General features: G+C 61.4%; 18 protein-coding genes and 1 riboswitch. Of the genes, 6 read left to right on the top strand and 12 right to left on the bottom strand.

Annotated elements, in window-relative coordinates:
* Positions 1-2: 2 nt before the first annotated feature.
* From B6S08_RS11850 to polA, 7 genes are all read right to left on the bottom strand, one after another.
* A complete protein-coding gene (locus B6S08_RS11850) occupies positions 3-476 on the bottom strand; it encodes a Na+/H+ antiporter subunit E (RefSeq protein ID WP_094201016.1) in 474 nt (157 codons plus the stop codon).
* Positions 473-1975, bottom strand: a complete 1503-nt coding sequence (locus tag B6S08_RS11855; protein ID WP_094201017.1) for a Na+/H+ antiporter subunit D — start codon at positions 1973-1975, stop codon at positions 473-475. Before B6S08_RS11855 ends, B6S08_RS11850 begins: the two co-directional genes overlap by 4 nt.
* Positions 1972-2319, bottom strand: a complete 348-nt coding sequence (locus B6S08_RS11860) for a Na+/H+ antiporter subunit C (RefSeq protein WP_094201018.1) — start codon at positions 2317-2319, stop codon at positions 1972-1974. Before B6S08_RS11860 ends, B6S08_RS11855 begins: the two co-directional genes overlap by 4 nt.
* Positions 2320-2751, bottom strand: a complete 432-nt coding sequence (locus tag B6S08_RS11865) for a Na+/H+ antiporter subunit B (protein ID WP_094201019.1) — start codon at positions 2749-2751, stop codon at positions 2320-2322. It abuts the gene before it with no gap.
* Positions 2748-5045, bottom strand: coding sequence for a putative monovalent cation/H+ antiporter subunit A (locus tag B6S08_RS11870; RefSeq protein ID WP_094201020.1), 2298 nt, complete (start codon positions 5043-5045; stop codon positions 2748-2750). The genes B6S08_RS11865 and B6S08_RS11870 overlap by 4 nt, the downstream gene beginning before the upstream one ends.
* Before the next feature lie 200 nt (positions 5046-5245).
* Positions 5246-6052 (bottom strand): bifunctional hydroxymethylpyrimidine kinase/phosphomethylpyrimidine kinase, encoded by an 807-nt coding sequence (gene thiD, locus B6S08_RS11875; RefSeq protein WP_094201021.1) that lies wholly within the window; start codon positions 6050-6052, stop codon positions 5246-5248.
* Positions 6053-6087: 35 nt separating this feature from the next.
* Positions 6088-6187: riboswitch (TPP riboswitch) on the bottom strand.
* A 304-nt stretch (positions 6188-6491) separates the two neighbouring features.
* Complete coding sequence (gene polA / locus B6S08_RS11880) at positions 6492-9227, bottom strand: DNA polymerase I (RefSeq protein ID WP_094201085.1); 2736 nt, start codon at positions 9225-9227, stop codon at positions 6492-6494.
* A 314-nt stretch (positions 9228-9541) separates the two neighbouring features.
* On the opposite strand from polA, the gene elbB reads away from it, so the two are divergent.
* Positions 9542-10189, top strand: coding sequence for an isoprenoid biosynthesis glyoxalase ElbB (elbB, locus tag B6S08_RS11885; RefSeq protein WP_094201022.1), 648 nt, complete (start codon positions 9542-9544; stop codon positions 10187-10189).
* Between the two features lie 277 nt (positions 10190-10466).
* Positions 10467-11048 (top strand): hypothetical protein, encoded by a 582-nt coding sequence (locus tag B6S08_RS18480; RefSeq protein WP_094201024.1) that lies wholly within the window; start codon positions 10467-10469, stop codon positions 11046-11048.
* Positions 11049-11124: 76 nt separating this feature from the next.
* Here B6S08_RS18480 and B6S08_RS11900 read toward each other — a convergent pair whose 3' ends face one another.
* The 3 genes from B6S08_RS11900 to B6S08_RS11910 form a co-directional block, all read right to left on the bottom strand.
* Complete coding sequence (locus tag B6S08_RS11900; RefSeq protein WP_094201025.1) at positions 11125-11784, bottom strand: 7-cyano-7-deazaguanine/7-aminomethyl-7-deazaguanine transporter; 660 nt, start codon at positions 11782-11784, stop codon at positions 11125-11127.
* A 111-nt stretch (positions 11785-11895) separates the two neighbouring features.
* Positions 11896-12189, bottom strand: a complete 294-nt coding sequence (locus tag B6S08_RS11905; protein ID WP_245849858.1) for a DUF3630 family protein — start codon at positions 12187-12189, stop codon at positions 11896-11898.
* A gap of 2 nt (positions 12190-12191) precedes the next feature.
* A complete protein-coding gene (locus B6S08_RS11910; RefSeq protein ID WP_094201027.1) occupies positions 12192-13625 on the bottom strand; it encodes a protein adenylyltransferase SelO in 1434 nt (477 codons plus the stop codon).
* Positions 13626-13744: 119 nt separating this feature from the next.
* Here B6S08_RS11910 and B6S08_RS11915 point away from each other — a divergent pair, with 119 nt between their 5' ends.
* The gene (locus B6S08_RS11915; protein ID WP_094201028.1) at positions 13745-14044 is read left to right on the top strand and encodes a c-type cytochrome; all 300 of its coding nucleotides are present in this window, start codon (positions 13745-13747) and stop codon (positions 14042-14044) included.
* Positions 14045-14087: 43 nt separating this feature from the next.
* On the opposite strand, the gene recQ is transcribed toward B6S08_RS11915, so the two are convergent.
* The gene (gene recQ, locus B6S08_RS11920) at positions 14088-15914 is read right to left on the bottom strand and encodes a DNA helicase RecQ (protein WP_094201029.1); all 1827 of its coding nucleotides are present in this window, start codon (positions 15912-15914) and stop codon (positions 14088-14090) included.
* A gap of 150 nt (positions 15915-16064) precedes the next feature.
* Between recQ and rarD the strand changes: the two genes are divergently transcribed.
* From rarD to B6S08_RS11935, 3 genes are all read left to right on the top strand, one after another.
* Positions 16065-16967, top strand: coding sequence for an EamA family transporter RarD (rarD, locus tag B6S08_RS11925; protein WP_094201030.1), 903 nt, complete (start codon positions 16065-16067; stop codon positions 16965-16967).
* Positions 16968-17025: 58 nt separating this feature from the next.
* The gene (locus B6S08_RS11930) at positions 17026-17814 is read left to right on the top strand and encodes an AraC family transcriptional regulator (RefSeq protein WP_094201031.1); all 789 of its coding nucleotides are present in this window, start codon (positions 17026-17028) and stop codon (positions 17812-17814) included.
* 61 nt (positions 17815-17875) lie between these two features.
* The gene (locus B6S08_RS11935) at positions 17876-18502 is read left to right on the top strand and encodes a LysE family translocator (protein WP_094201032.1); all 627 of its coding nucleotides are present in this window, start codon (positions 17876-17878) and stop codon (positions 18500-18502) included.
* 19 nt (positions 18503-18521) lie between these two features.
* Here the strand turns inward: B6S08_RS11935 and uvrD are convergent, their stop codons facing one another.
* On the bottom strand, positions 18522-20690 hold the full coding sequence (gene uvrD / locus B6S08_RS11940; RefSeq protein WP_094201033.1) for a DNA helicase II: 2169 nt from the start codon (positions 20688-20690) through the stop codon (positions 18522-18524).
* Between the last annotated feature and the right edge of the window lie 6 nt (positions 20691-20696).

Genomic DNA, 20696 nt, shown 5'->3' on the forward strand with positions numbered 1-20696 from the left:
GCTCATCCCAGCAAATCGATAACACGGGCCTCAAGGGCCTTGAATTCCGCCAGCTGGCGGGACTCGTCTTCCAGGTACATCAGGTGCACATAGAGCACCTTGCGATCACTCGACACGTCCAGGGTCAGGGAGCCCGGGGTGGCGGTGATCAGGTTGGCCAGAATGGTAATGCCGCCTTCGTCCTTTAAGTCCAGTGGAATGGCGATCACCCCCGGCCGCATCAGGTGCGTCGGGGTCAACACGTCGTAGGCCACACGGGCATTGGACTTGATCAAGTCCCAGATAAAGAACAGCACGAAATTGACGATACGCGGCGCCTTGCCCAGGTAACGGGCAAAGGTGGGCTTGTCTCGACCCACATAGGCCAGCACCAGGTAACTGAGCAGAATACCGATCACCAGATTGCTGATGGTATAGGTGCCCGACAACACCACCCAGGCCATGGCCAGCAACATGTTCCATCCAAAGGCTTTCATTGGCTTCCTCCCAGCACCGCTTCAATATAGCCCGCCGGCGACAGCAGCTGCTCCGCCGTGGCCATGGCCAGCTGCACAAACCACTCGGCGCCAAAGCCGATGGTCAGGGTGATCAGCGCCAGCACCACGATGGGCCCGTACAGCACATACAGGTGCGGATCCTGCTGCCCGCGCAGTGGCTTGGCCTCGTCGGGCAGTCCCTTCCAGAAGGCCTCGGCCCAGATTTTGACCATGGAATACAGGGTCAGCAGGCCCACGATCAGCGCCATGGCCACCATCAGCCAGTGGCCTTCAAGCACACCCGCCTTGATCACCGTGAACTTGGCAAAAAAGCCCGACAGCGGCGGCAGTCCCGCCAGCGACATGGCCGGAACCATAAACAGAGCCGCCAGCCAGGGCGCCGAGCGGTACAGGCCCCCCAGCCGGGACAGATCATAACTGCCGTGATAGCGGTACATGACCCCGCTCACCAGGAACAGGTTGGTCTTCACGATAATATGATGAAAGATGTAAAACACGCCGCCGGCCACCGCCAGCGGCGTGAACAGCGCCAGCCCCACCAGCATATAGCCTATCTGGCTGATGATGTGAAAGGAGAGAATGCGCCGTACCTCGAACTGAGCCGCCGCCCCCAGTACCCCGGTAACCATGGTGAAAATGCCCATGGCCATCAGCACGGTGCCGTGGGTAAAGTCGGTGTCCTGCACGAAGATCAGGCTGAACACTCGGTACAGGGCATAGACCCCCACCTTGGTGAGCAGGCCGGCAAACACCGCCGAGATCGCCACCGGCGGGGTGTGGTAGGACGCCGGCAGCCAGAAAAACAGCGGAAAGGCCGCCGCCTTGATGCCAAAGGCCACCAGGAACAACATGGCGATCACCGTCACCAGGCCGGACTGCTCGGGACCGTTCAGCTTCACCGCCAGATCCGCCATGTTCAAGGTGCCGGCATAGCCGTAGAGCAGGCCCACGGCGGTCAGGAACATGGCCGAGGAGATCAGGTTGAGGGTGACATACTTGATGGCCCCCTCCATCTGTGCCCGCTCGCCGCCCAGTATCATCAGGCCAAAGGAGGCGATCAGCAGGATCTCGAACCACACATAGAGGTTGAAGATATCGCCGGTAAGAAAGGCCCCGGTCACTCCCGCCAGCATCAGGTGCAGCAGCGGGTAATAGCCAAAGGCCTCGTGGCTGCGGGTCATGGTGGCCAGGGAATAGACCGCCACCGCCAGCCCGATCACCCCGGTCACCACCACCATGATGGCGCTGAGCAAGTCCGCCACCAGGGTGATGCCGTAAGGCGCGGGCCAGCTGCCCATATAGGCCACCTGAATGCCGTCGTGCTGCACCTTGTGCAGCAGCACCAGGGATGCCACCAGCAGGCCGGCCCCCGACAGCACGGAAATCCAGCGCTGTACCAGCCGCCAACGCCAGCAGGTCAGGCACAGGGCCCCGGCCAGCATGGGAATAAGAATGGGTATAATAACTTCTGCTTTCACGAATCCGTGCTCTTCATCTCGTTGACATCGTCGGCGCCAATCACTTCATAGGCCCGGTGAATCAGTACCACGGCAAAGGCCAGCACCCCGAAGCTGATCACGATGGCGGTGAGGATCAACGCCTGGGGTAGCGGGTCGGCAATGGCGCCCACCGGCTGGTACAGGCCTTCCGGAATCAGCGGCGGGGCTCCCCGCACCAGGCCGCCGCTGGTGAAGATCAGCAGGTTGGCGGCGTTGGACAGAATAATCAGCCCGATCACCAGTTTGACCACGCTGCGCCGCAGCATCATAAACAGGGCGGTGGCGTACAGGCCGCCCACCACAAAGGCAAACAGGTTTTCCATTTATTCCTCCACCTTTGCCAGGGACAGCATGATGGTAGTGACCACGCCGACCACCACCAGAAACACGCCGATATCAAAAAACAGCGGTGTACTCAGCTTGAGCTCACCCAACCCCGGCACATATAGCGACCACCACTGGCTGGACAGAAACGGCTGGCCGTTGAACACCATGCCCACGGTGCCGCTGACCAGGGCCAGCAACAGGCCGCAGCCCATCAGCAGCTGGCTTTCCACCCCCATCAGCTTGCGGGTGCTGCCGGCATCAAAGGCAAACAGGTGCAGGGCAAAGGCCCCGGACGCCACCAGCCCGGCGATGAAACCGCCACCGGGCTCATTGTGGCCACGCAGCAGCAAAAACACCGAAAACAGGAACAGCAACGGCACCAGAAAACGGGTGGCGGTCTGCAGAATCAGCGACGAACCGGAGATCATCGGTAGTCCTCCCAGCGAAAGCGGATCATGGCGTTAACGCCGATGGCGGCCAGGGCCAGTACGAAAATTTCCCCCAGGGTATCCAGCGCCCGGTAATCCACCAGGATAACGTTGACGATATTGCGACCGTGGGCCACCTCATAGCTGTTGGCCACCAGGTAGTCACTGATGCCCTCACCCAGGGAAGACTGGTTCACGGTCAGTACCATCATGGTCACCAGCACGCCAAAGACCCCGGCCACGGCGGCGTCGCGCCAGCGGGTACGGACGCTGGACAGATCCTGAAAGCCGGGCAGGCGGAACAACACCAGCACCAGCAGGATCACCGTCAGGGTCTCCACCAGCACCTGGGTGATGGCCAGATCCGGCGCGCTGAAGAACACGTAGATCAGTGCCATGGCAAAGCCCAGCACGCCCACCGCCGCCACCGACCCCAGCCGCAGATGGGTGGCACTGGCATACACCACGGCCACCAGCATCAGCAGACTGATCACTACCTCATACAGACGCACGCCCTCGAACGACAGTGAATACACAAAGGCGTCGTGAGCCCAGAAGGCATACACCAGCAAGCCGATGGCGGTGATCAGTATGGTCAGAATGTAGTTGGTCATGTAGCCGTTCTGCAGCCATTGCGTCTGCCAGCGGGCCAGCCGCACCAGGCCGTCCATCATGTTTTCATAGCCCCGCTCGGGACCATAAGACAGCGGATAAATGACCTTGCCCAGGGGCTGGTACACGCGGTCCCAGCCACGGTAGAGCAGGCCACCGGCCACCAGGGCGGCGGCGCTGAACAACAGCGGCAGGTTGATGCCATGCCACAGCGCCAGATCCAGATCGGCGGCTTGAGTGCCGCTGATGGCGGTGACCGCCGCCGCCAGCAGTGGCTCTGCCAGTCCGGGCACCAGCCCCAGCACCAGACTCAGGGTTGCCAGTACGCTGAACCCCAGGCGCAGGGCCAGCGGTGCCTCGTGGGGCGCCTTGGGAGTGGGCTTGAGGGCGCCAAAGAAGGGCTTGATCGCCACCAGGGCACTGGCAGCCACGATGCAAACCGCGGTGATCAGCGACAGCAGGGTCAGCAGCAGTGACAGCGACGCTGCCCCCAGCGCCGCCTCGAACATCAGCTCCTTGGCGATAAAGCCAAACAGCGGCGGAATGCCCGCCAGCGACAGCGCCGCCAGCCACAGAAACCACGCCGTTTGCGGCATGTGGGCACGCAGGCCGCCCAGCTCGCGCACGTCCTTGGTGCCGGTGGCGTGATCCAGGGTGCCGGCGGCCATAAACAGGGCGCCCTTGTACAGGGCGTGGGCCAGCAAAAACACCATGGCCGCCTTCAGCGCCACCGGGGTACCGATGCCGATCAACATGGTCAGGGTGCCCAGGGCCATCACGGTGGAAAAGGCCAGAATGCGCTTGAGATCCGTGCTGCACACCGACATCACCGCCCCCACCGTCATGGTCACGGCACCAAACAGCGACAGTGCCAGCAGCCAGGCGTCGCTGCCCGCCATCACCGGCTGCAGCCGGGCCATCAGAAAGACCCCAGCCTTGACCATGGTGGCCGAGTGCAGGTAGGCGCTCACCGGGGTGGGCGCGGCCATGGCATTGGGCAGCCAGAAATGGAACGGGGTCTGGGCCGACTTGGTAAAACACCCCGCCAGCACCAGCACCATCATCGGCAGGAACAACCCGTGCTGCTGCAGCGCCGCCCCTTGCGCCAGCACCTCGCGCAGTTCAAAGCTGCCGGCCATCCAGCCCAGCATAATCAGCCCGGTCATCAGCGCCAGGCCACCACCCATGGTGACAAACAGCCCCTGCAGCGCCGCCTTGCGGGCTTTTTCCTGCTCGTGGTTAAAGCCGATCAGCAGGTAGGAGGTAATGCTGGTCAGCTCCCAGAATACAAACAGGCCGATAAGGTTGCTGCACAGCACCACCCCCAGCATGGCACTCATAAAGGCCAGCAGGTACATCATCAACTTGTGCCTGTCCGGGTTGCCTTCCAGGTAACGACCGGCGTAAATCAGAATAAAGGTACCAATGCCGGTGATCAGCAGGGCGAACATCAGGCTCAGGCCATCCAGCAGAAAGCTGAGGCTGACGTTCAGGCTGGGAATCCAGTCGTAATAAAAGTGCACCACCTCGCCCCCGGTCACCCGGGGCCAGAAGCTCGCAAAATAGCCAAACAGGGCGGCCGGCAGGGCGGCCAGGCACCAGCCGATGTGCTTGCCCAGTAAAGGGCTCAAACGCGGCACCAGGGCGGCCAGAATAAAACCTGCCAGAACGGCAACAAGCATACGCAAGGCTCCTTACAAAGCCCCTGGAAGGGCATCAGGATCGGCGAAAAATAAAGGAGAGACTCTGTAGAGCAGACTATAGCAGTGAAGTAATTGGATTAACTATCAGTAAGTTAATCAATTTTTTATTGGTTATTAGCGCTGAAATACTACAAGCCGCCCCGGCCCGGCGCAAGGGGACCGGGGCGATAATGCCGGGGTCAGCGGGCAAAAAAGTGCTCTACCGGTCCCCGACCCTGGCCGATTTTGAGGCGAGCACCGGCCTCGATGGCGCGCTCGATATAGTGCTTGGCCGAGGCCACCGCCAGCTCCAGCTCCAGGCCCTGGGCCAGGTAGGACGCCAGGGCACCGGACAGGGTGCAGCCGGTGCCATGGGTGTTGGTGGTGATCACCCTGGGAGTGTCAAAGCAGCGCATGCCATCGCCATGCAACAGCCAGTCGGGGCTGCGCGGCTCCTGCTGCAAAAAGCCGCCCTTGAGCAGCACCGCCCGGCATTTCAGCTCCTTCAGGGCCGCGAGCAGCGGCTCGACCTCGCGCAGCGAGGCCGGTACCTGGCGATCGGTCAGGCAGGCCGCTTCCGGCAGGTTGGGGGTGATCACGTCCGCCAGGGGCAACAGCCGCTGCTTCAGGCTTTGCACCGCCTCCGGGGCCAGCAGCATGTCGCCGTTGGCGCTAACCATCACCGGATCCACCACCAGATGCCGGGGCCGGTATTGTTCCAGGGCATCGGCCACGGTGTTGATGGTGTCGGCGTCGCCCAGCATGCCCACCTTGACCGCCGCCACCGGCAAATCGCCGAACACGGCATCGAGCTGGGCGCGAATAATGTCCTGAGGAATGGGGTGCACCGCAGACACGCCACGGGTGTTTTGGGCGGTAATGGCGGTGAGCACCGAACAGGCATAGCCACCGGTGGCGGAAATGGCCTTGATGTCGGCCTGAACACCGGCACCGCCGCCGCTGTCGGAGCCGGCAATGGAGAGAATAATGGCTTTGCTGCTGTGCATGTCCTTATGGTCCTCGTGAGGCGGGGAACCTCATCGGACATCTGCCGCCGGTTCCCTACGCCAGTATCAACTGGATCAGGTTCAACGGGTTCGGCGCCTTGCCGTCTCAGCCTTGCGGCTCCCCGACCAATGGTCCGATGATAACCAGCCCTTCCCCCAAATGCCAGCGGAGGCCCTGAACGGTTTTCGGCAGCAAAACTGTAACCTTTTTACAAAAAATTAATTTTGTATACAAGTTACAGGGAATTCTGAAACAGGCAAAAAAAACGCCTTCAGCAGTCATGCTGAAGGCGGCCTGAGCAGTCACGTATCGAATGCACAAATGAAAGTCAGACAGGGATGTCCCTGCCTCTGTACCTGAAGCTACTTTACTCTCGAACCGAGGCCGAGAAAAGCCCCAATCCGTAATTTTATTTCATTTCTGTTTTTTTACACCAGATCAGTGAGCCTGATCCCAGTTGTCTCCCACCCCGGCTTCCACCAGCAGGGGCACATCCAGGGTGGCCGCCTGCTGCATCAGTGCACAGATGTTCTCCCGGTAGGCGTCCACCTTGTCTTCACGAATTTCAAACACCAGTTCATCGTGCACCTGCATCAGCATGCGCACTTCGCCCTCGGGCAACCTGGTCAGCCAGTCACTCACCCGCACCATGGCCTTCTTGATAATGTCGGCGGCGGTACCCTGCATGGGCGCATTGATGGCCGCCCGTTCGGCGCCCTTGCGCCGAGCGCCGTTTTTGGACTTGATCTCAGGCAGGTAGAGCCGGCGGCCGAACAGGGTGGATACATAGCCACGCTCGCTGGCCTGCTCCCGCGTGTCTTCCATGTAGCGCAGCACGCCCGGATAGCGCTCGAAGTAGATGTTCATATAGTCCTGAGCCTCGTTACGGCCAATGCCCAGCTGACGCGCCAGGCCAAAGGCGCTCATGCCGTAGATCAGGCCAAAGTTGATGGCCTTGGCCCGGCGACGCTGCTCGGTGCTGACCTCATCCACCGGCACGCCAAATACCTCGGCGGCGGTGGCACGGTGAATGTCCTGGCCATGGGCAAAGGCATCGAGCAACCCCTTGTCCTGAGACAGGTGCGCCATGATGCGCAGCTCAATCTGGGAGTAGTCCGCCGCCACCAGCTTGTAGCCGGGCTCGGCCACAAAGGCCTGACGAATGCGGCGACCTTCGGTGGTGCGAATGGGAATGTTCTGCAGGTTGGGATCCGACGACGACAACCGCCCGGTGGCGGTGTTGGCCTGATGATAGGAGGTATGAATGCGGCCGCTGTGCTCGTTGACCATTTGCGGCAGCTTGTCGGTATAGGTGGACTTGAGCTTGCTCAGGGCCCGGTATTCCATCAGCAGTTTGGGCAGGGGGTAATCCAGCGCCAGCTCCTGCAGCACTTCCTCGGCGGTGGACGGCGCGCCCTTGGGGGTTTTCTTGATCACCGGCAGTTCCAGCTTGGTGAACAGGATCTCACCCAGCTGCTTGGTGGAGCTCAGGTTGAAGGGCTCGCCGGCAAGCTCATGGGCTTCCAGCTCCAGCTCCTTGAGTCGTTTGGCGATCTCGTCGCTCTGGGTGGCCAGCAGCTTGCCGTCGATGCGCACGCCGGTGTATTCCATGCTGGCCAGAATCGGCACCAGGGGCAGCTCGATGTCGTTGAATACGCTTTGCAGGTCGGGCTCGGCGGCCAGTTTTTCCGCCAGGTGGTGGTGCAGCCGCAGAGTAATGTCGGCGTCTTCCGCCGCATAGGGGCCGGCCTGCTCCAGGGGGATCTGGTTAAAGGTCAGCTGCTTGGCACCCTTGCCGGCGATAGATTCAAACGACGTGGTGGTGTGATTGAGAAAGAACGCCGCCATGCTGTCCATGTCGTGCCGGGTCTGCACCGAATTCAGCGCGTAGGACTCCAGCATGGTGTCGAGCAGGGCGCCTTTCAGCTCTATGCCGTGGTTTTTCAGCACGTTAATGTCGTACTTGAGGTTTTGCCCCAGCTTGATGCGGCTGTCGTCTTCCAGCAGCGGCTTGAGCGCCCCCAGCACGGCCTCTTCACTGAGTTGTTCGGGCGCATCCAGGTAGTCGTGGCCAAACGGCACATAGGCGGCCTGGCCCGCTTCCACCGCGAATGACACGCCGACCACTCGGGCATCCCGGTAATTGAGGCTGGTGGTTTCGGTATCAAAGGCGAACAGCGGCGCGGCCTTGAGCCGGGCGATCCATTCGTCCAGTTGCGCCTGCTCGGTGATCGTCTGATAGTCGGTTGCCAGCGCCGGGGCAGCCGGTGCCTGTTCCTGCTCGTCGCCGGAATCCAGCTCGGCCAGCAGGTTGCGGAATTCAAATTCCTGATACAGGGCGCGCAGGGCCTCTACATTCGGCTCCGCCTGTTGCAGCTCGGCCGGGCCCACCTGCAGCGCCACATCGGTCTTGATGGTGGCCAGGGTGTAGGACAGCCGCACCTGTTCCTCATGCTCGGCAAACTTGGCGGCAAAGGACTTGGATCCGCGAAAGCCCAGCTCGGCGATTTTGTCGGTATGGGCGGCAATGTCGTCGATGGAGCCCAGCCCCTGCAGCAGCGCCAGCGCGGTCTTCTCGCCCACGCCGGGCATGCCGGGAATGTTGTCGACCTTGTCCCCCACCAGCGCCAGCAGATCGATGATCAACTCCGGCGGCACGCCGAACTTTTCCACCACGCCGTCCCGATCGAGAAAGCTGTTTTTCATGGTGTCCATCAGCAGCACATGATTCGACACCAGCTGGGCCATGTCCTTGTCGCCGGTGCTGATCACCACGTCCAGCTGCTGCTCGGTGGCCTGCCGGGCCAGGGTGCCGATGACGTCGTCTGCCTCTACCCCTTCCTCGATCAGCAACGGCAGCCCCATGGCGCGAATAATGTCGTGAATGGGCTTAATCTGTTCGCGCAGATCGTCGGGCATGGACGGCCGCTGGGCCTTGTATTCCGGATAGATGTCATCACGAAAGGTCTTGCCCTTGGCATCGAACACCACCGCCACACGAGACTCGGGAAACTGTTTGTGCAGGCTGCGCAGCATGTTGGTGACCACACGAATGGCACCGGTGGGGCGACCATCGCTGGTGCGCAGATCCGCCTGCTGAGAGGCGAAATAGGCACGATAGAGGTAGGAAGATCCATCGACCAGGATCAGGGGTTTGGCAGGAATGGCAACCATGGCGTCTTTCTCGTTGATACGTTGGCCGCTAGCATGCCACAGCGGGCCGCCGGACTCCACGCCGGCGCCGGATCCTGCCTGTGGATAACTCTGTGGAGGCAGGATCCGAAACAGATCCGAAAAATAAAAACAAAACCTTTAGGATCAAAAGCTTACATTTTGATCTCACGGCTTGATAAGGGATCGGAGAATGTGGAAAATCGACAGACAAGGCAATGTGCACAATTATTAACCGGATTAATGCTAGCACAGTTTTGCCCGGTCAAGGCGACCTGAATCACAAAGTCCGACTCGTTCAACCAAAGGAGAGCGAAATGAAAAAAGTTGCCGTAATTCTGAGCGGCTGTGGCGTATACGACGGCGCGGAAATTCACGAGGCCGTGCTGTGCCTGCTGCACCTGGCCCGCAACGGTGCCCGCTACCAGTGCTTTGCCCCGGATCAACCCCAGCACCATGTGATCGATCACCGCACCGGCGAGGAAATCGGCGAGCGGCGCAACGTGCTGACCGAAGCCGCCCGCATCGCCCGGGGCGACATTCAGCCCCTGAGCGAGCTGAACGCCGACGACTTTGACGCCCTGCTGCTGCCCGGCGGCTTTGGCGCCGCCAAAAACCTGTGCAATTTCGCCTTTGAGGGCGACGCCTGTGACGTCAACCACGAAGTGCTGGCCGCCTGCCGGGCCTTTGCCAAGGCCCGCAAGCCCGCCGGCTATTGCTGCATTGCCCCCGTGCTGATGCCCCGGGTCTACCCGGCCGGGGTCAAGGGCACCATAGGCACAGACGCCGCCGTGGCCGAGGCCTTTGCCGCCATGGGCGGCGAGCACATCGGCTGCGCCGTGACCGACGTGGTGGAAGACGCGCATTATCAAGTGATTTCCACTCCCGCCTATATGCTGGCCCAAAGCATTACCGAGGCCGACACCGGCATTGGCAAACTGGTCAAGCGACTACTGGAAATGTAAATTCAACGAAGCATGACTGAGCGCAGCAGCTCAAACACGGATAAAAAAAGGGCCGGCATTAAGCCGGCCTAAAAACTCTGGAAGCAATGTGAGCAATGTCGTGCCTTCGCAAGCTGCCTGTGCCCTACGTCTGAATGGGAGGCTGTGTTCGGAAAGCAAGGTAACGATAATCGTTATCATTTGTTCTTGCAACCCCTTTTTATCCCTTTCGAGCATTTTTTGCTCCCTGCCTTTGCCGCCCCCTTGGCTACACTGAGAAAAAACTGCGGAGTACACCATGAACAAGCACTGGTTATGGGCCGGACTGTTGTTGCCGGGCCTGCTGCTGGCCGATGATGCCGAAATTCGGCGGGCCATAGAGGAAGGCACCCGTGCCTACGAGGCCGGGGAATGGTCTCAGGCCGCTTCCCAATTCGATTATGCCGCTACCCTGGTACGCCAGCTGCAGGCCGGCCAGCTGGGTGAACTGTTTCCCGCCCCCCTGCCCGGCTGGCAGGCGGAAGACGCCGATACCCAGGCCGCCTCAGCAACGCTCTTTGGCGGTGGCATTCACGCCTCGCGCCAGTACCACAAGGACAATGCCCGGCTGGAAATGACCATCGCCAAGAATTCCCCCCTGCTGCAGACCATGGCCATGCTGTTTACCAATCCCAGCATGGCCACCATGAGCGGCTACAAGGTGCGCCGCATCAATGGCCAGAGCGCCATGGTCAAGGAGGAAGGAGACAGCAAGGAACTGATGATGCTGGTGGCCAACACCACCCTGGTGCAGCTGAGCGGCCGCGGCAGCGAGCTGGCCATGGCGGATCTGGAGGCCTACGCCGGTGCGCTGGACGTGAACGCCCTGTCGGCGCTGTGACAGTTTGTGAGGAGTGAGGGGTGAGGCGTGAACTCCAATGAGACAACACCTCTCTCTTCTCTCCTCACCCCTCACCTCAGTTACTGGTTTGCAGGGCGGCCTGTTCGTCGCCCAGCACCTTGCGGCTCAGGTACTTGAGCAGCAGGCCGTAGGCGGGCACGAACAGGCCCAGGCTGAACACCAGCTTGAAACCGTAGTCCACCCAGGCGATTTCCACCCAGTGCTCGGCCATAAAGGGATCCGGCGAGCGCCAGAACGCCAGGCTGAAAAACGCCAGGGTATCGATAAGGTTGCCGAAAATGGTGGAGCAGGTGGGCGCCACCCACCAGGCGCGCACCTGACGCAGCCGGTTGAACACCGACACATCCATGATCTGCCCCAGCACATAGGCCATAAAGCTGGCCAGGGCGATGCGGGCCACGAACAGGTTGAACTCCGCCAGTGCCCCCAGGCCCTGATAGCTTGCCTCAAAAAACAGCACCGACAGCACATAGGAGCTGGCCAGGGCCGGCAACATCACCGCGAAAATAATGCGCCGGGCCAGCCCGGCGCCAAAGATACGCACCGTCAGATCCGTGGCCAGATAAATAAAGGGAAAACTGAGCGCGCCCCAGGTGGTATGAAAACCAAACAGGGTAAAGGGCAGCTGCACCAGGTAGTTGCTGGCGGCGATCACCGCGATATGAAACAGCGACAGCCGAATCAGCGCGGTGCGATATTGAGAGGCAGAAATCATCCGATACCTTTTTGATTAATGGGGTCAGGGAACCCATTCCGGACAGAACACACGACAAGCGGTTTATTTATTCACCAACCGGAATGCGAAGTGCGGCATTCTAGTCGTTTTTTAATCATTTGTCTTTATTTGAAGTGAATTTCCGGCTTGCGTCCGGTTCCACTGCTCGGTCAGCCAGGCGACCGTGGCCTCATCCTGCCCACCCAGGGGCTGCAGCCAGGCGCAGTCGGCGTAATGCTGAAAACACACCAACAACCGGCTGCCTTCAAAGTCCACCAGCCACTGGTGGTAGTCGGCGCCGGCTTCCCGCTCCAGCACGGTCAGCTCCAGCTCCTGAGCCAGCTCGGCGGCCCAGTCGGGAAAGGTGTCGATGGTCAGGGGGAATTCACTTTTTAATGGCGTCATGGTCATGAACTACAGGAAACACAAAGGGATGCCGCCCACTCGGGGGCCGGCTCGGCATAATCATTAAACTCGGGCTGCTCGTCAAAGGGCCGTGCCAGCAGCCGCAGCAGGGTATCGGCCTCGGCCATGTCGCCCTGCTCGGCCCGCTCTATCGCGCGCTGTGCCAGATGGTTACGCAGCACATACTTGGGGTTGATGGCGTCCATCCGTGCCCGGCGCTCGGCCTGAGTACCGCCTTCAAGGGCCAGCCGGGCCCGGTAGCGGGCAAACCAGTCATGCCAGGCCTCGGGCTTCGCCAGCAGGGCGATAAGGCTTGCCGGCGGCTCGCCTTCGGCTTCAAGCAGGGCCAGCCTGCGAAACCAGCAGCTGTAATCCACCCGGTGCTCGGCCATCAGGCCGAACATGTCGCGGAACAGCGCCGGATCGCCTTCATGCCACTGCTCAAGGCCCAGTTTTTGCCGCATCAGCTCGGAATAGGCGGTCAGCAGCCGGTGTTCGTATTGCCCCAGCGACGCTTGCAGCACGTCCAGCTCGATATGTCCCGACAGCGCCTGGGCCAGCCGTTGCAGGTTCCACAACCCTACCGCCGGCTGCTGATCGTAGGCGTAACGGCCGGCAGGGTCGGAATGATTGCAGATATGACCGGGATCATAGGCATCGAGAAAACCGTAAGGGCCATAATCCAGGGTCAGGCCCAGCATCGACATGTTATCGGTGTTCATCACTCCGTGGCAAAAACCGACCGCCTGCCACTGGGCAATCAGCTCGGCGGTGCGGGTAACCACCCGGTCAAACAGGGCGCCATAGTCCTGGGGCTGCTGTTTCAGCTCCGGCCACTGGGTGTCTATCAGGTAGTCCAGCAGGGCGGGAATGTGCTCGGGCTGGCCGCTGTAATAGAAATATTCAAAGTGGCCAAAGCGCAGGTGGCTGAGGGCGGCCCGCAGCAGGGCGGCGCCGGGCTCGACCTGCTCCCGGTAAACCGGTTCGTCACTGCCCACCAGGCACAGCGCGCGCGTGGTGGGAATATGCAGATGGTACAGGGCTTCCGAGGCCAGGTATTCCCTCAGCGACGAGCGCAACACGGCACGACCGTCGCCAAAGCGCGAATAGGGGGTCTTGCCGGCGCCCTTGAGGTGCAGATCCCAACGGGTGCCGCCCGGGGTCACTACCTCCCCCAGCAGCAGGGCACGACCATCCCCCAGCCGCGGGCTGAAGCCGCCGAACTGATGACCGGCATAGACCTGGGCAAAGGGCGTCATTTCCGGCGGCAACCGCTGACCGCTGGTAATGTCCAGCCACTGACGCTCCTCGAGTGAAATGCCCAGTTCGCCGGCAAGGTCATGATTGATGAGCAATAACCGGGGAGAATGAAGCGGGGTCGGCGCTACCGGTGTTCCAGCCCATGTGAAACTTGCATACTGATTATCTAATTGCACATTATCACCCTGAAGCCCGCCTATGGGTTTCCTTTTTAACCACAGCTTAACTTATACTGCAACGGCTCAACAGCTGAGCCAGGAAGCAATTCGAGATTCGATAATAACGGAGTTTAATAATGAAAAAACTGATGACAGCCGCCGCCGTTATGGCCATGTTCGCTGCTCCTGCCTTTGCCGCCGGCGACGCCGAAGCGGGCAAGGCCAAGTCTGCCGTGTGTGCCGCCTGCCACGGCGCCGACGGTATTTCCACCATGGACATCTACCCCAACCTGGCCGGTCAGAAGGCTGCCTACCTCGTCAGTCAGCTGAAGGCCTTCAAGGCCGGCGAGCGCAACAACCCCATCATGGCCCCCATGGCCATGCCCCTGTCCGATCAGGACATGGAAGACCTGGCCGCCTACTACGCCGGCCTGTAAGGTTACAGGGTCCGCCACGGCGGGCCTTTATTTTTTCGTACCTTCAGCCTTCACGGCGCAGCAGCGCCAGAAACGCCTCGCCAAAGCGCTCCAGCTTGCGTACCCCGACGCCGTTGATGCCCAGCAGTTCCGCCTCGGTTTTGGGCCGGTAACGGGCCAGCTCGGTCAGGGTGGCGTCGTTAAACACCACGTAGGGCGGCACATCCGCCTCTTCCGCCAGCTGCTTGCGCAGTTGCCGCAATGCCTTGAACAGGGTTCTGTCTTCGGCCCGGGTCAGGCCGCTTTCCGCCTTGTCCTTTTGCTTCACCCGCGCCAGCCTGGGCTCCGCCAGCTCCAGGGCCACCTCGCCGCGCAGCACCGGGCGGGCCGCCTCGGTCAGCTGCAACACCATGTTGCGGGTAATGTTCTGGGTCAGCAGGCCGGAGTGGATCAGCTGGCGCAATACGCTTACCCAGTGCTCCTGGCTCTTGTCTCTGCCGATGCCGTAGGTGGACAGCTTGTCATGGCCATGTTCGCGCACCCGCTGGGTGTCGGCGCCGCGCAGCACCTCCACCACATAGAGCACGCCAAAGCGCTGGCCGGTGCGGTAGACGCAGGACAGCGCCTTTTGTGCGTCTTCGGTGCCGTCGTAGCGCCTGGGGGGGTCCAGGCAGATATCACAGTTGCCACAGGGCTCGCGCTGGTATTCGCCAAAGTAGTTGAGCAGCACCTGGCGGCGGCAGGTCAGCGACTCGGCAAAGGCCGCCATCACGTTCAGCTTGTACAGCTCCACCTGCAACTGCTGCTCGTTGTCGCTGTTTTCCAGCAGGCGCCGCACTCGGCCCACGTCGCCCGGATCGTAGAGCAGCAGGGCTTCAGAGGGCAGGCCGTCGCGCCCGCCCCGGCCGGTTTCCTGATAGTAGGACTCGATATTCTTGGGAATGTCGTAGTGCACCACATAGCGCACGTTGGGCTTGTCGATGCCCATGCCGAAGGCCACCGTGGCCACCACGATATCGAGATCGTCACGAATAAAGCGCTCCTGCACCGACTGGCGCAGCTCCAGGGGCAGACCGGCATGATAGCTGGCGGCCTTGTGGCCCCGGGCCAGCAGTCGCTCGGCCACCTCTTCCACCCGTTTGCGGCTGGAGCAATAGACGATGCCGCACTGGCCGTTTTGTTCGGCCACATAGCGCACCAGTTGATCCAGCCCCTTGAATTTTTCCACCAGGGTGTAGCGTATGTTGGGTCGATCAAAACTGGCGATGTGGATCAGTGGCTCGGTGAGATTGAGCCGGCTCAGCATGTCGTGGCGGGTGGCTTCGTCGGCGGTGGCGGTGAGCGCGATCACCGGTGTGTGGGGAAACCACTGCTTGAGCCGGCCCAGCTCGGCGTATTCCGGGCGAAAGTCGTGGCCCCACTGGGAGATGCAGTGGGCCTCGTCGATGGCGAACATGGCCAGATTCAGTTCGCCCAGGCGCTCCATGAATTCGTGCTGCAACAGCCGCTCCGGCGACACATAGAGCAGCTTGATCTCACCCCGACGCAGGGCGGTAAAGTGGCGCAACATGGTTTCGCGGCTGAGTGAGCTGTTGATGTAGGCCGCCGCCACGCCGTTGGCCACCAGGGTGTCGACCTGATCCTTCATCAGCGAGATCAGCGGCGACACCACCACCGTTAGCCCCGGCCGCAGCAGGGCCGGAATCTGGTAACACAGCGATTTACCGCCACCGGTAGGCATGATCACCATGGCATCGCGCCCGGCTACCGCCGCTTCCACGATGTCCAGCTGGCCGTCGCGAAAGTCCTGATAACCGAACACCTGCTGCAGCACGCCGTGGGGCGTGTCGGGAATGGGAACGGAAGCGGTGTCTTCGGTGTCGGGATTCATCACGGTCGGCCGGGCAAAAATGAACGAGCATTGTAAGGCAGGGGGCTGAAACAATAAACCGCAGGCCGGCGGCGAAAAGTTTCAACCGTTACTGGATGCGAGCCGGGCACCGGCAGTACACTGCGCTTTTCCCCGCCGATGATAATAAACATGGAACAGGATCAATCCACCCGTGGCGCCCTGCTCGCCCTGTGCGCCTATTTGCTGTGGGGCCTGGCCCCGGTCTATTTCAAGCAATTGCTCGAGGTGCCGGCACCGGAAATTCTGGCGCACCGGGTGGTGTGGTCCTGCCTGCTGCTGCTGGGGCTGATCACCGCCCTGGGCTACTGGACTCGTGTGCGGGCCCTGTTGCGCCGGCCGGCGTTGCTGCTGTTGCTGCTGATCTCGTCCTTGGTGATCGGCACCAACTGGCTGGTGTTTATCTGGGCGGTGAACAACAATCATATTCTCGACGCCAGCCTGGGCTATTACATCAATCCGCTGCTTAATATCGTGCTGGGCATGGTGTTCCTGAAGGAGCGCTACCGGCCGCTGCAGTGGCTGGCGGTAGGGCTGGCCGCCCTGGGCGTGCTGGTGCAGCTGCTGGTGTTTGGCCGCCTGCCCTGGGTGGCGCTGGTGCTGGCATTGTCGTTCGGCACCTATGGGCTTATTCGCAAACAGGTGCCGGTAGACCCCTTTACCGGCCTGCTGCTGGAAACCTCGGTGTTGCTGGTGCCCGCCCTGTTGTGGCTGTGGGGACTGCAGTCCGCCACCGGCGATCTAACCGCCAACCCCGCCGGCCTGAACCTGCTGCTGCTGGCCGCCGGCCTGGTCACCACGGTGCCGCTGTTGCTGTTCGCCGGTGCCGCCAGCCGGCTGCGGCTCTCGACCCTGGGCTTTTTTCAGTATCTGGCCCCCAGCCTGGCACTGCTGCTGGGCGTGCTGGTCTATGGCGAAGCCTTTACCCTCGACAAGGCCATTACCTTTGCCCTGATCTGGACCGCGCTGGTGATCTATAGCCTGGACGGCATTCGCCAGCGACGGCGGTTGAAACAGGCAAGAAGCGGGGCCTGACCCTGCCCGGCGCAATCTTTTACAAAACCCGGCAGCGTCAATCGGCTAAAATCGGCCCATGAGCAGCGTTAGATACTGGAAAACCAAGGGCCTGAACGGCCTGGAACTTTGCCTGGCGAATCATGCCGGCTTTCGCTATGGCCACCACATTCACCTGGACTATCACCTGGGCCTGGTGGAAAGCGGTGCCCAGAAGTTCATTCACCGAGGCAGCTCGGCGCCGCTGGTGCCGGGTCAGCTGTCACTGATCAATCCGGATGTGGCCCATGACGGCGACTGCTTTGACGAGACGGGGTTTCGCGTGCGCGTCTTTTCCCTGTCGCCCGAGCTGGTGTCCGATTTGGCCGATGAGCTGGAGCAACCCCTGCCCTTTTTTACTCAGCCCCTGCGGCACCAGCCTCACCTCTATCAACACGCCCTGGCCCTGCACCGACAGCTGGAACTGCCCGAGCCGTCCGCCCTGCATGCCGAAAGCAGCCTGCTGGCACTGCTGGCCGATTGTTTTTCGTTACAGGATGCACCACCCCTGGCCCGGCCCCTGCTGGCCCGCATCAGGGAGCGCATGCTGGCCGGGCTGGATCAACCCCATTCGCTGGACGAACTGGCTGCCGAGCTGGGCCTGTCGCGCTTTCAGTTTCTGCGCCAGTTCAAGGCCGGCCTGGGCATGACGCCCCACGCCTATCTCAAGCGATTGCGGCTGGAGGCCGCCAAGAAACGGCTGGCCGCCGGTCATCCCGTGCTCGACACCGCACTGGCGGTGGGCTTTTTTGACCAGTCGCATTTTCATCGCGCCTTTGTTCACGCCTATCACATCACACCGGCCCGCTTTCGCGCACAGATGCAATAACTTACAAGCCGGTAAAACGCCCGCCTTTTACACTGTGCATCCACCACAGGCGGAGCCCCTCATGAACGTTTCACTGCTGATTACCATAGGCGTTATTCACCTCATCGCGCTGGCGAGCCCGGGCCCGGATATTGCCCTGATGCTGCGCTTTTCGGCCCGGCGACGAGCCGCCCTGAGCGCGGCGCTGGGCATTGCCACCGGCATTCTGGTGCACAGCATACTGAGCCTCACCGGCATCAGCCTGCTCATTCAGGCACACCCGTTGCTGTTTACCCTGGTGCGGCTGGCGGGTGCCATTTATCTGGGATGGATGGGTTGGGGCGCCTTGCGGGCGGCCTTCAGGCCGGCCAGTGAACTCAAGGCCGCCAATGGTGGGGCGTCCGGAAACGGCTTCTGGACCGGGCTGAATACCAACCTGCTCAACCCCAAGGCCCTGGTGTTTTTTATTGGCCTGCTCGCCGCACTGGTGGGGCCCGACGTCAACTGGCTGACCCGTACCGCCCTGGTGGTGGAGCTGTTCGCATTGAGCCTTGCCTGGTTTGTGCTGCTGGCCTGGTGGCTGTCTTCGCCGCGGATACAACTCAGGCTGCAGGCCTGGAGCCGCCCGATTAACGGCCTGTGCGGCCTGTTGTTCTGCTCGGTGGCCGGCTCCATTCTGTGGCTGCTGGTTGGCTCACCATCCATCTGATGGCCTCAGCCTATCGCCATTAAAGGGCTTCCAGCCGGGCGTAGGCGGTCACCAGCCACTTGGCGCCGCCGTCGTCGAAGTTGACCTGTACTCGGCTCTGGGCTCCGGCGCCCTCGAAGTTGAGCACTATGCCTTCGCCAAACTTGGGATGCAGTACTCGCTGGCCCAGACGAAAACCGGTCTGGTTAAAGGTCTCCTGCACCCGGTCCTGGCTGAAGCGGCCATTGGGAATGGTGCGGGTCACCTTGGCCTTGAGCCGAATTTCCTCCAGGCAGTCGGCGGGCAGCTCCTTGATAAAGCGGCTGGGACGGTGGAACATTTCCCGGCCATAGAGGCGACGGCTCTCGGCATGGCTGATATAGAGCTTTGCCATGGCCCGGGTCATGCCCACATAGGCCAGCCGGCGTTCTTCCTCCAGCCGGCTGCTTTCTTCCGCCGACAGCTGGCTGGGGAACATGCCCTCTTCCACCCCCACCATAAACACCAGCGGAAATTCCAAGCCCTTGGCGGAGTGCAGCGTCATCAACTGCACGGCGTCGTCAAACTGATCCGCCTGGCCCTCGCCCGCCTCCAGTGCGGCATGGGACAAAAATGCCGACAGCGGTGACATATCCTCTTCTTCCGACGGGCTGAACTGCCGAGTGGCGGTGACCAGCTCCTCAAGGTTTTCCACCCGGGACTGGGCCTTCTCGCCTTTTTCCGCCTGATACATGGCCTTGAGGCCCGACAGCTCGATCACGCGGTCGGTCTGCACATGCAGCGGCAGTTCCCGAGTGTCGTCTTCCAGCTGGTTGATCAGATTGATAAAGCGGCTCACCGCCGCCGCGGCTCTGCCGGTAAGCACCTTTTCTTCCACCAGCGCCCAGGCCGCCCGCCACAGGGTCACTTCCCGATCCCGCGCCGCCTCACGGATTAGCCCAAGCGTGCGCTCGCCAATGCCTCGAGTGGGGGTGTTGACGATACGCTCAAACGAGGCCTCGTCGCCTCTGTTGTTAATCAGCCGCAGGTAACCGAGGGCATCCTTGATCTCCTGACGTTCAAAAAAGCGCAGGCCACCGTAGATGCGGTAGGGAATGCGCTCCTGAATCAGTGCCTCTTCCAGTACCCGGGACTGGGCATTGTTGCGATAGAGAATGGCGCTTTCACTCAGAGCTCCGTCCTGATTACGCCATTGCTTGATGCGCTCCACCACAAAGCGGGCCTCATCCACTTCGTTAAAGGCGCTGTATACGGCAATGGGCTCACCCTCGGTGCCTTCGGTCCACAGCTCCTTGCCCATGCGCTCGGCATTGTTGGCAATCAGCCGGTTGGCGGCTTTGAGAATGGTGCCGGTGGAGCGGTAGTTCTGCTCCAGGCGCACGGTCTCGGCACCGGGAAAGTCCTGCAGAAAGCGGGAAATGTTTTCCACCCGGGCGCCGCGCCAGCCGTAAATGGACTGATCGTCGTCGCCCACTATCATGACGCGGGAGCTGTCACCGGCGAGCATGCGCAGCCAGGCATACTGAATGCTGTTGGTGTCCTGGAATTCGTCCACCAGAATATGCTGAAAGCGTTGCTGGTAGTGCGCCAGAATGTGCGGCTTGTACAACCACAGCTCATGGGCCCGCAGCAGCAGCTCGGCGAAGTCCACCAGCCCGGCGCGGTCGCAGGTGTCCTGATAGACCTGATAGATCTGGCGGTAGGTCTTTTGCAGGGGATCGTTGAGCACCTGAATGTCGCCCGGGCGCAGGCCCTCGTCCTTGCGGCCGTTGATATAGCCGGCCACCTGACGGGGCGGCCACTGCTTTTCATCCAGGTTCATGCTCTTGAGAATACGCTTGAGCAGGCGCAGCTGATCGTCGGAGTCGAGGATCTGAAAGTCCTGGGGCAGGTTGGCGTCCAGATGATGGGCCCGCAGCAGCCGGTGCGCCAGGCCGTGAAAGGTGCCCAGCCAGAGGCCGAACAGGCGGCCACCGAGCAGTTGCTCCACCCGGCTGCGCATTTCGGCGGCGGCCTTGTTGGTAAAGGTCACCGCCAGTATGCCCGAGGCCGGCACCTGCTCCACCTGCATCAACCAGGCAATGCGATGCACCAGCACCCGGGTCTTGCCACTGCCGGCACCGGCCAGCACCAGCATGTTCTGGGAAGGGGCGGCCACCGCCTCTCTTTGCTTGTCGTTCATGCCGTCAAGCAGGCTGGATACATCCATCACAAC

Source organism: Oceanimonas doudoroffii (genome assembly GCF_002242685.1).
In the GTDB taxonomy this organism is placed as follows: Bacteria; Pseudomonadota; Gammaproteobacteria; order Enterobacterales; family Aeromonadaceae; genus Oceanimonas; species Oceanimonas doudoroffii.